This window comes from Carboxylicivirga agarovorans (assembly GCF_050589845.1).
Taxonomy (GTDB): Bacteria; Bacteroidota; Bacteroidia; order Bacteroidales; family Marinilabiliaceae; genus Carboxylicivirga; species Carboxylicivirga agarovorans.
Genome location: NZ_JBNGPA010000006.1, coordinates 131,825 through 143,557, shown reverse-complemented (window position 1 = coordinate 143,557; position 11,733 = coordinate 131,825). Strand labels below are relative to the sequence as shown.

8 protein-coding genes are annotated in these 11,733 nt (G+C 39.5%); 4 read left to right on the top strand and 4 right to left on the bottom strand.

The genetic code is table 11. The annotated features are described in order from the left end of the window. Positions 1–10: 10 nt before the first annotated feature. Positions 11–784, top strand: coding sequence for a sulfite exporter TauE/SafE family protein (locus tag ACRD69_RS08955; RefSeq protein WP_430814734.1), 774 nt, complete (start codon positions 11–13; stop codon positions 782–784). Positions 785–963: 179 nt separating this feature from the next. On the opposite strand, the gene ACRD69_RS08950 is transcribed toward ACRD69_RS08955, so the two are convergent. Then, on the bottom strand, positions 964–3,609 hold the full coding sequence (locus ACRD69_RS08950; protein ID WP_430814733.1) for a DUF5686 family protein: 2,646 nt from the start codon (positions 3,607–3,609) through the stop codon (positions 964–966). A gap of 178 nt (positions 3,610–3,787) precedes the next feature. Further along, entirely contained in the window at positions 3,788–4,549 is a 762-nt protein-coding gene (locus tag ACRD69_RS08945; protein ID WP_430814732.1) for a DUF481 domain-containing protein, read from the bottom strand. A 173-nt stretch (positions 4,550–4,722) separates the two neighbouring features. On the opposite strand from ACRD69_RS08945, the gene ACRD69_RS08940 reads away from it, so the two are divergent. The 3 genes from ACRD69_RS08940 (at position 4,723) to ACRD69_RS08930 (ending at position 8,369) form a co-directional block, all read left to right on the top strand. Next, on the top strand, positions 4,723–5,922 hold the full coding sequence (locus tag ACRD69_RS08940; protein WP_430814731.1) for a pyridoxal phosphate-dependent aminotransferase: 1,200 nt from the start codon (positions 4,723–4,725) through the stop codon (positions 5,920–5,922). Between the two features lie 140 nt (positions 5,923–6,062). Then, positions 6,063–7,307 carry an ABC transporter permease gene (locus tag ACRD69_RS08935; protein ID WP_430814730.1) on the top strand — a complete coding sequence of 415 codons (1,245 nt, stop codon included), beginning with the start codon at positions 6,063–6,065 and terminating at the stop codon, positions 7,305–7,307. Between the two features lie 381 nt (positions 7,308–7,688). Further along, positions 7,689–8,369: an NUDIX hydrolase gene (locus ACRD69_RS08930; protein ID WP_430814729.1), complete on the top strand. Its 681-nt coding sequence runs from the start codon at positions 7,689–7,691 to the stop codon at positions 8,367–8,369. On the opposite strand, the gene ACRD69_RS08925 is transcribed toward ACRD69_RS08930, so the two are convergent. Next, positions 8,317–9,726 (bottom strand): MltF family protein, encoded by a 1,410-nt coding sequence (locus ACRD69_RS08925; RefSeq protein WP_430814728.1) that lies wholly within the window; start codon positions 9,724–9,726, stop codon positions 8,317–8,319. The genes ACRD69_RS08930 and ACRD69_RS08925 overlap by 53 nt on opposite strands. A 67-nt stretch (positions 9,727–9,793) precedes the next feature. Continuing rightward, positions 9,794–11,713, bottom strand: a complete 1,920-nt coding sequence (locus ACRD69_RS08920) for a putative porin (protein ID WP_430814727.1) — start codon at positions 11,711–11,713, stop codon at positions 9,794–9,796. Positions 11,714–11,733: the final 20 nt, after the last annotated feature.

Below are 11,733 nucleotides of genomic sequence, written 5' to 3'. Positions count from 1 at the left end.
ATACAGAAACATGGACATTTTAATTATTTCACTAGTTACCTTTATAACGGCCATTCTGACATTTTTCTCGGGTTTTGGTCTTGGAACAATACTGGCACCGGTATTTGCATTGTTTTTTCCCATTGATGTAGCCATTGCCTTGACCGGAGTGGTTCACTTTACGAATAACTTATTTAAAATTGCTTTAGTAGGCCGAAAGACAAATATGCAGGTTTTGTGGCGATTTGGAGTGCCTGCTATTTTGGCTGCCTTTGGAGGTGCGTGGCTATTAATGGAGATGATGGATTTGCCATCACTGTTTCAATATACATTGTTCGGTAATGAATATGATATTTCACCGGTAAAGCTAATAATTGGACTTCTGCTCATGGTTTTTTCAGTTATTGAAGTGCTTCCCTCAATACAACGGATACGATTTGCTAAGGATAAACTGATAATTGGCGGTGCGTTAAGTGGATTTTTTGGTGGTCTGACAGGTATTCAGGGAGCCTTACGCACCGCCTTTTTGGTGCGAAGCGGATTATCCAAAGAAGCCTTTATTGCAACTGGAGTTGTGATTGCGTGCCTGGTAGATTTGACACGCCTGTCGGTATATGCATCACGTTTTTCGGCGGCACACCTGCACGAAAATACTACACTGCTTATATCGGCTACATTGGCAGCTATAGGGGGTGCTTTACTGGGGAAGAAATTACTCAAGAAAGTTACTATGCGCACTATTCAGTTGCTGGTATCGGTTTTTCTAACACTTATTTCAACTGCCTTGATCTTTGGATGGGTGTAGATTTTATGCCTGAAAGAGGAGTGAATTCAGGTTTCACACAAATTTCGCCAAGTATTAAGCAAAGACCGCAAAGTATATGTTTTTATAATTTAATACTTTGCGAACTTTGCGAACTTTCTCTTTTGAGTTCTTTGCGAGAAATATTTTTTTTGGACAGCCTGTTATTATTCTTAATATGTTTAATTTATATTGATCCCAACTCTAAAGCCCCATCGGGCATAACTGCCATCTTCAAAGCCTGCAAAAACACCCGCACTGCCAATCAGGAATATTTGGTTCATACTATAGCCCACCTCCACATAATTTTTGTAGTTAGGTTGTGTTAAGTAGCTGGAGTAGAGGTTTTCGGTCCACAGGCGGTTGCTGAGTCCCGGCAGGAACTTCAGTAACAAATATGGAGTTGTATAGGAAACGTGGGCTTTGGCAAACCACTCATTGGTGCTGTAACGATAATCATCGAGCAGCATAAAGGCATTTTCCCACGATTTAAAATTAACAGGTATCTCAGAGGTGTTGAAATGCTGGAATCGTGAAAAGTGCATTTGGTCATTGCGCGAAAAGTATCCGGCACCAAGCTGCCAGTTAAACGCGTTAAAAATACCCCATTCTTTCTTTTGAGATATCTCACCACGGAACAACTCATAATCAGCATCAGAGTCAAACACATTGCTCAAGCCGCGCTGATAATTGACTGTTAAGGTAGGGTACCTGGAACCAACATTGTATTTACGCCCTTTATACATACGGTAACGCATTCGTGGAGTATAGCTGACTTCAAGGGATGTAAACATGTCAGACTGATCCATCAGATGTTCAGGTGTTACCTGGTCATTGGGCGGTACGTTTGGAGCGTAGTCCTTATCCTGATCAATAATTGACCAGTTGGTGGTATTTTCAAGCTGTTTATATGAGCTGTAAGAGGCAGCCAGTCGGACCCGCATTCCATGAACAGGTTCAAATGAACCATTAATAGCGGCAAAATCCTTTTGGTAAAGCTTCATATAGTGGTCTTTGAAGAATAAGGAAGAGATCATATTCAGTGTTCGGTCAATACCGTATTTACTGTTAAAATCCTTGCTTTGCTGACCTCCTGAAACACTTATTCTCGTTCGGCTTTTTGAACCAAATGAGTACCATGCATTGGCATCCCATAGTACCTTTTCACGTGAAAAAGCATAGGCTACTGATGGCGTAACTCCCCAGGAACGAAGAGAGTCTATGGTGTGTCGCAGGGTAAAGCGTTGTTCATAGCTCCAGCCATCAACGGCATTAAAATCGACCTGGCTCAAGCCGATAAGACCATGGTAGGTAATCCGGGTAGCTGAGTCGTTGGCATAAAAAGTGTGACCAGATAGAAAACCACCTGATATTTTACTGAACACCGATTTCTTTTTCTTCTCAGTTTTAACGGTGTCAGTCTCCATTTTAGCCAGCTTAATGGAATCTTTGATTTCAAAACTACGCAGTTCATCGCTTGTTAGAGGTATGGGGCGCATGCTTTCCCAATAGGTAGAATCTTTTTTAACACTGTCTTTTTTGTGTTTGAAATGATAGGTGTTTTTAATTTCCAGTGATTGGTCTTTTAACTCTTCCTCTTTTCTGGATTCTTTTTCAATGAGACGCGATAATTTTATCATATCCCGGTTTGACAATTCTTCTTTGGCCAGCAGTTCTTCCATCTTTTTCTGCTGACGTGTCATTTCCTGTTCCTTTTGCGCCTGCTTTTCGGCCGCCTTTTTAGCAGCTTCTTCGGCAGCATATTGCTTCATTAAAGTGGAAGGAACCGGTAAATTGGTGTTCAGTTTTATATCGGAGTACTTAACCGATCCCGCATAACGAAAATCAGCTTTTACACCCATGATTGATGCTTCTACCTTAAAGCGGTGGCTGATGGGTAGCCAGGAGCGTTCTTTAACTGGTGCATATACCTGTTTGACGTTGATAACTCCAAAAAAGGCATTGTTCGTAACATCTATCGAGTGGATATTCCATAAGTTATCAACAATGTAAATGTAGCCGCTGTATGTTTGCTGACTTTTACGCCTTGGTACAATCTTGATTTTATTGACAGCTACGTCGCCTTCATAGAAGAAACCTTCGTAGACAAATTTATAATGAGAAAAGGCATTGGGTGCAAGGGGCGATATGGCCATATCCTGATGAGGTTCGTAAAAGCTGTAGGTAATATAACTCATCACATTGTCTTCTTCAGAACCAGGGAATGTTGAACGTGAAGATAACACGGTGTGCTCATAGATATCTGGTGCGCTAAAGTCAATTTCATTCATCGATTCCATGGTGTAAGTTTTACCTTCTTCGATCACCAACTCATTGTCATCTACCTCAGCTTTCATCATTCTTTGTATAAGTTTTGGAATCTTCTTCATGTAAAGACTGCCCTTTAGGTATACTTCAGCTTTATATTGCTCTGTCTGTCGCTGATAGTAGGGTGCCAGGCTAATGGCTTTTCGCATAATGGGGTAGGCGGGATCTTCACCACCGGAATAAACCCTTACCTCTTTAATTCGGTATTCTTGTTTTTTAAGTACAATGTCATTGGTGATAAAGCTGTCGCTTACATTAACAGTTACTTCTGTTTTTTGAAAGCCCAGGCCTTGAAAAACGATGGTGTATTTGCCTGCAGGAAGTTGAATTTCGTATTCCCCTAAGTCATTGGTGGTTGTTCCGGTGGTTGTTTCCTTTAAATAAATGGTGGCAAACGGTATTGTATTGCCTGCTTCATCATTAACGATTCCTTTAACTCCCTGGGCAAAGGATAATGCAGGCAACATGAATAACAATACAACAAAACAGATCTTGTGCATAGGTTTAGAATTAAGTAGTTTGGTTTAAGTTAAATGATTGAACTTTACGGGACCAATCAAAAACTATGCTAAAATAAATGTTATTATTAAATATAATAGCAGCTGATCACCAAATTGACAATAATTTCAATGTAAGGCGCACAGGAATCAATAAAGGTTACAGTAAGTCATGAAATTTCTAAAATTTCAGGCTGAATGAGTTGTTGATAGTGTAAAACAATTGATCTACCTCTGGCGGTACAAGGTTGTCGTAATCAAAGCGCAGATAAAGGGCAAAGGCAAATTTCCTGGTTATTTTGACATTAAATCGCGTTTCGCTCCAAATACGAAAATCGGCAGGGTCAGAATAGTCAGGTTCGTAATATGTACTATGTGATAATGATGAGTTTTCGGTCATTTGCCAGTCTGTTGAAAGCATAGAACTGAATTTCACAAGGCTTTTTCGACGTTCATAGGTATCAGTCTCAAACAGTTCATTCAGGTAAATGGTATATGCAACCAGGAACAGCGAGAATTTTTCTTTGTCGGCAATATTAAAGCGGGGTCCACCTCCTAATACATGACGGTGTTTCAATTGCTTTACGCGGTTATACTGATATTGATAAAAAGCCTCGGCAATAATAATTTTATCAGGTACCCAGTGATTATACTTGAACATCAGCCCACCGTTATTGACATTACGTTCGTCATCAACCTTACTGAATCCTATGTCCGATGAAAACAGGTAAGTATTATCGTTATCGTTGTATTGTAACTTAAGACGTGACATTATTTGTGTCATGTCAGTGGTGGTGTGCACAAAGTTCAAGCCAAGGTTAATATCGCCCTGAAACCCCTTATTGGGATCTTTAGTTCGACGTTTGTCGATGCTAACGATTTGTGAAAGAGTGGAAAAGCTAATGGCTGTCAATAATATTATAGTTGTGATCCCTTTGTGCATGGTCAAAATGATTTGTGACAAAAATAAACATTCTGACGAGACGTAAAAAGGCACATGAAAATATGAGAAAAATCAGGCAAAAAAACTGTTGAAAAGCATGAATTTTATATCAATATATAGCCTAAATTTGCCATGAGATTTTAACATGTAGAAACGCATTAAAAAGTAATACAATGCCTAATATTTCTGATAGAGGATTGCAGATGCCGGCATCACCAATTCGTAAGTTGGTGCCATTTGCCGAGGCGGCAAAAGCAAAGGGAACAAAAGTATTTCATTTAAATATTGGACAGCCTGATATTAAAACGCCTGAAGTGGCACTTGATGCTATTCGTAATATTGACCTGAAAGTGGTTGAATACAGCCATTCAGCAGGAATTGTGAGCTACCGTCAAAAGTTGGCTAAGATGTATCAAAGCATTGATATCAATGTTGATGAGAATGAAATATTAGTCACTGCCGGAGGTTCTGAAGCTATCACCTTTGCCTTTCTAACATGTTTAAATCCGGGTGACGAGGTCATCATTCCTGAACCTTTCTATGCAAACTATAATGGTTTTGCAGTGTCGGCAGGTGTTGAGGTTAAGCCGATTCGCTCGAGCATTGAAGATGGCTTTGCTTTACCGGCTATTGAGGAGTTTGAGAAAATGATTACGCCAAACACGAAGGCAATCGTTATCTGTAACCCTAATAATCCAACCGGATACCTGTACTCTCAGGAAGAAATGGATCAGTTAAAGCAAATTGTGCTTAAACATGATCTATACCTTTTCTCAGATGAAGTTTATCGCGAGTTTTGTTACGATGGTGAGAAGCATATTTCGGCCATGCACCTGAAAGGGATTGAGAATAACGTGGTAATGTTTGACTCGGTGTCAAAACGCTACAGTGAGTGTGGTGTACGTATTGGGGCTTTGGTAACTAAGAATAAATCAATTTTAGATACAGCTCTTAAATTCGGTCAGGCACGTTTAAGCCCTCCTGGATTTGGTCAGATTGCAGCTGAAGCTTCTTTGGATACCCCTAAAGAGTATTTTGATGAAGTATATGCTGAGTATATTGCACGTCGTGATTTCTTAGTGGAAGGCTTAAATAAAATTGAAGGTGTATACACACCAACACCCAAAGGAGCTTTCTATACTGTGGCTAAATTACCAATTGATGATTCAGATAAATTCTGTCAGTGGATTTTGAGTGATTTCGAGCACAAAGGTCAAACTGTGATGATGGCTCCGGCTTCAGGTTTTTACAGCACGCCAGGTGCCGGGAAGAACGAAGTACGCATCGCATATGTTCTTAACAAAGAAGATTTAGGTAATGCTCTGGATACTTTAGAAGCAGCCTTAAAAGCATATCCGGGACGAACTCTTTAATAGATTTACGTCTCAAGGAACAAAGAAACCGGGGTTATGCCCCGGTTTTTTTATATATCATTGTGTAGTTATCAACAGAATTGTATCAGACAATACTGAACTATCAACGCTTTTTCTAACTTTGTACAAAACCGTACACATTGAATATTGAACTTTTTATAGCACGTAAAATTGCTTCTGGTGGTTTATCCGGGAAGAAATTGGCCGGACCTGTTATTAAGGTGGCTACTCTTGGCATCGTTTTAGGTGTTATTGTGATGATTATATCTATTGCTGTTGGTTTTGGTTTTAAGGGGGAGATTCGTGAGAAGATCAGTGGTTTTGCCTCTCACATTCAAATCATGAGCTATGATTACAATTATTCACCTGAAACCAATCCTATTTCGATCGATGAAGGTCTGGAAGCCCAGGTACAGTCACTTGACGGGGTTAGCTATATGCAGCGATATGCCACAAAACCTGGTATTATTAAGGCTAATGATGCCATTCAAGGGGTTGTTCTAAAGGGAGTTGACGAAGCATATAATTGGGAATTTATCCAATCCATATTGGTTGAAGGAAGATTGCCTGTTTATAATGATTCGGTTCGGTCAGATGAAATTCTTGTATCGGAAGAGATTGCCCGTTTACTGGAGTTAAAGATTGGAGATAAAATACGGATGTATTTTATACAGGACAAAGCTCTGGCTCGCCGGTTTGATATTGTGGGAATTTATAACTCGCATTTCCCCGAATATGATAAGATGTTTGCTTTTGTTGATTTAAAACATGTTCAAAAGCTCAATGGTTGGGAAGAGTCGCAGATTACAGGTTACGAAATAGGGGTTTCTGAATTTAAGCTTATGGAGCAGCTTAACGAAGAGATCTATTACCTGACAAGTGCCAAAGTGGAGGCGGATGGCACAATGCTTCGCAACAGAACCATCAAACAACTGCAGCCACAGATATTTGGCTGGCTCGATATCCTGGATACAAATGTTTATGTTATTCTGTTGCTTATAATCCTGGTTGCCAGTTTCAATATGATATCGGGACTACTCATACTTATTCTGGAACGAACCAATATGATTGGTATATTAAAAGCACTGGGTTCTGAAGACTGGAGCCTGAGAAAAGTGTTTGTTTACTTATCCGGATTTATTATTGGTAGAGGTATGATATGGGGTAATGTAATAGGCATTTTTATCTGCCTTTTACAAAAATATACCCAGTTTATTAAGCTTGATCCTGCTAACTACTATCTATCAACCGTTCCTGTTCATTTAAACCTGATTGACTTGCTGCTTCTTAACATGGGAGTGCTCGTTGTAACCATGACAATGATGCTCGGACCAACCTATCTTGTGTCTCGCATTCTTCCGGTCAAAGCCATTCGTTTTAACTAAAAGTAATTGTCCGTTAAGTGACAATAGGTGTACGGATTCGTGCATTTTAAAATACTCATTCCCGGGTTAAAATATTAATTCAAAAAAAATGTAAAAAACATACATCTTTTTAAGGCGTTGTTTAGCAGGTGATTAGTGTTGTTGTGTACGATATTGAGAAAGAAAAATCATTCTTTTACAATTATTGGTATGGTTGTTGGTTTAAAACTGGCAAATACTTAATTAAGGTTTAAGTTAATAAATGGGACAAATAGCCGGGAACGCCCGGCTTTTTTTATGCCTTATTTTAAAGTGTGGCAGTCTAGGAAATATCATCACAAATAATTAACTTAAAAGAGAACAAACTGTTGGTTTTCAAAGTTACATTGTAAAGAAAAGTGTATGAAGAAGGAGATTGAGATGCTTGTCCGGGCTTTGACCAGACCGCTGCCCGGAAAAGATGCACAGAAATTAATGTCACCCTCGGTAAGATTTACTGGAAATACAAAATATGATCCTCAGAATGCAAGGGTTAGTAGTGTATTGATACTCTTATATAAAAAAGATAATCAATGGATGATTCCATTGATTCAACGCCCTAAATATGATGGAGCGCATAGTGGTCAGGTTAGCTTTCCCGGTGGAAAATTTGAAAAAGGAGACTGTTCGTATCTGGACACGGCTTTAAGAGAAGCTGAGGAGGAGGTGGGTATTAATCGTGATGAACTTAGTTTTATCACTGAAATGAGTTCATTGTATATTCCAAATTCCAATTTTATCGTCTATCCACAGGTTTGTATTACAGAAATTGAACCGGTGTTTATTCCCGATTTAAGAGAAGTGGCAGAAGTGATAGAAGCTCCTGTTAATGAGTTATTATTGCCCGAAACCGTTCACCGCTTCAAGCGCAACATTAACGGTGTTCATGTTGATGCGCCATTCTACAATATTGACGATTACGTCATATGGGGTGCAACAGCCATGATGTTAAGCGAGTTTCTTGAACAGGTTAAATACTCAGGTATTTTCACTAATCAGTTATCACGTTCTTATAATGCGTGTAACGCTCCAGAATGTCGTTGACATAGTGATAAGGTTCTTCACCCCTGCAGTACCCATATTTAACAACCGGGTCATTGTAAAATGAAGGTTTCGACTTGTTAAGCAGATAATAGTCCACATTATCGTCCCAGATATGTGGATTTTTATTGTTCTTTTTTGCCAGTCGCATTGCATCTTCAACATGACCTGGACCAACATTGTACGATGCTAAAACAAATTTCAAGCGTTCATCAGGATCAGGGATATCATCTTCAAAACGCCTGTTAAGCCAAATCAAGAATTTAAGGCCGCCCTGAATGTTATCTTGTGGAGATGTAATTTTTTCTACGCCGAAGCTTTCTGCTGTTTGAGGCATGAGTTGCATTAAACCAATTGCACCGGCCCAGCTTTCTACTTCTGGTAAGAAACGGGATTCCTGATAAATTAAGGCGGCAATTAAACGCCAGTCGAAATTATGCTTTTCACTCTCCTCTTTAATGATTGCGTCATAGGCAGAAACACGTCCTCCTTTAATGGAGTGAAAACTTGAATTTACGAGGTGTGTTGAGCGTTTATTGATAAAGTATTTTCTGTAGATGCGCTTATATTGATTGGTTTTTTTGAAATTAATCAACCAGTTATCAACAACATCTTTTAAATCGGATGAATTGGGTCTTACCGCCCAGGCTATTTTTTGTGGAAAGCTTATTGCCGTTTCTACATCGATATTGTCATAAAAATTCAGGTTGATCCTGGCCAGGTTATCATCACAAACAGTATAAGGAATCTCACCGCCGGCAACCAAAGCAATTAGTTGTTCAACTTCATAGTCTGGTATTTCAACGATGTGAATGCTGTCTCCGATTTCGTTTGCAAGGCTTTTCAGACGCGTTACATAAGCCGAATTTTCCTGAACGTAAACAGTTTTACCTGCCAGGTCAAGCTGATTACGGATGATTGCTTTAGTATAGTTATCATCATCAGACGTTTTTTGTTGCACTAACACCTGATGAGTAACACAGTGTGGTTCGGTGAAGGTGACCTGGTGTGTCCGGTCACGTGTTATTGTAAGATTGGTTGCAATCAGATCTACCTCTCCTTTCAACAGACTGTCAAAGTTCTTTTCAACATCATTTGAAACAACAATTTCAAGTTTAAGTCCAAGCGTGTTGCTTAAGGCTTGTAAAAGTTCAAGTTGATAACCCAGCGGACGTCCCTTGTATACGAAGTAGTTGGTTGAATTGTAGTCGGTTACAACCCTTATTTTGCCCCGTTTAACGATGTCGTCTAAGTCGATCGGAGCTGATTCAACAATTTCCTTTTTGGTGACCTGCTCATTTTTAAGCTGGCAACCCAAAGTCAGCAGAACGACAAACAATAACGGAATAAACTTCATCATAACAAGGTATTAAATCAACTTCAAAGTTAATGACTTGTACCCTTTTATTCTTGTTTAGGTTACTTTGTTAGTCATAAAAATTCCACGATACGCCAAATTTAAGGCTGCGTGGATTGCCTGGATATTGATAGGCTGTATAATAAGGATCGTCAGGATAGCCTTCGTTTATATGGTCAAACTTAACGTAAATACGTGCACGTTTTAGCTGTAGGTTGGCAAATACATCAACAAACGGATAATTGCCTACTTTTTCGTTTCGCTGGTTAACAAACTGGCCACTGGCCGGCATATACTTGGGTGCATAGTATTCGCTGTTATACCTGGCATCGAAACCAATTTGAAAATGTAGAACCTGGAATAATGTATTCTGATAATAGGTTGAGTTATAAAGTGCCACCTTGGGTACAGGAATGTACTCATCATGACTGGTGTATTGCAGTATTACATCGTTCACACTGTGAATACGGCCCAGTACAAAGTGCTTTTTTAAGCGTGCATTGAATACCTGCACTACCGTGCTTGTTTGAGAAGGGATGCCGGATTCTTCCCAATAAATGTGATCGGTTAGAATGTTGACACCACCACTCAATTCTATTCGTCGCGTGGGGATGCGAATACCACCTCTGATACGTACACTCTTTACCTGGTTAAAGTCGTTGCTCCACTGCAAGTGGTTTGAATAGTACTGGTTTTCAAATAACTCAGGCTGTCGCAGATAAATGCCACCATTGGCAAAGAAACCTGCCGTATCTTTATTAATACGGAACCGAGAATTTAAATTACCTGTAATCTCAGAATCTCCTGCCCGATAACCTTGAAAATATAATTTAACACCGGCATTCCACCAGAAGTTTTCCCCCAGGTTTTTAAATATCTGGCCTCCAATTGCCGATGTAACCAGTGTTGTGTCGCGTGTTTGATAGGTTGGTAAGGGGTCGCCGTTTTCATCTTCTCTCCAGGAAGTTTGTCCCGGAAATTTATAAAACATGATGTCGTTGGTTATAAAAGCCCGCAATCCAAAACGTAGTAGAGAATTAGCTTCTTCATTAAACTTAATCTGAAAGGTATTTACCAGGTTGTTATATGTAGTACTGTCTCTTGTTTGTATCGAATCACGATAAATGTTCGGATAGAATGGTGTTTCGGTTATATAGTATGATTCCAGATCGTCAATCTCATATTCGCGTATTCCCTGATCAAATTTCAGGGTGTGGAAAATGGTACTGACAGGAAGCTCAGTCATGGTTGAGTCCTTATCGTTTTTTACGTTGATATTACCAATGGATAATGAATGGTTGTAAAAAAACTGTAAATTGTTAATGTTTGTATAGGCTGATTGGAAAAAAACCGGTATTTCTTCTGGATCCAGATCGTTAAAATCTCTTTCAGCTTCAGCCAGGTTTATACCCCCGTTTTCCTGGTTCTCAATTTTAGCATAGATAAATGCCATATGCATATTATAGCGTTTACCGTTGTAAGAGCTCCAGAACTTAAAGTTTTGGTTTTCTGATTTTTGTCCCTGGTATAAGCCTATGGATGAATTGAGTTGATATTGCAGTCCTACATTAAAGTCTTTGTTAATGTTTTGCGTATATAAGGCACTAATGGCCTCTTCTGAACGACGCTTAGGACCACCAAAATGATAGGTCAGGTTGACGTAGGGTGTTTTGGTATCGTAGAAATATATTTCATGTGGCTGTGGAATATAGCACAGGAATGAATTATAGAACATGTGACCATAGTGACGTTGTTGCTCATCAAATATCATTGATTGATAGGCCGAATTCATATTTCCCAGCCAGTTTTGAGCTATGCTTTCTCTAAAAATAGGATTATAAACCTGGTAGCCATTGGAAAGCGTATCAACAGCAACGGTGTCGCTAAAGGTGAAATGATCTCTTAAATGCCAGGTGCGTACATCGGGAGGGATAAAATCAACCTGAGCTTGTTCATTTTCTCCCATTTGATCGCCGCCGCGTTGACCCATTTGGTCAGGTCCGGTGGCTC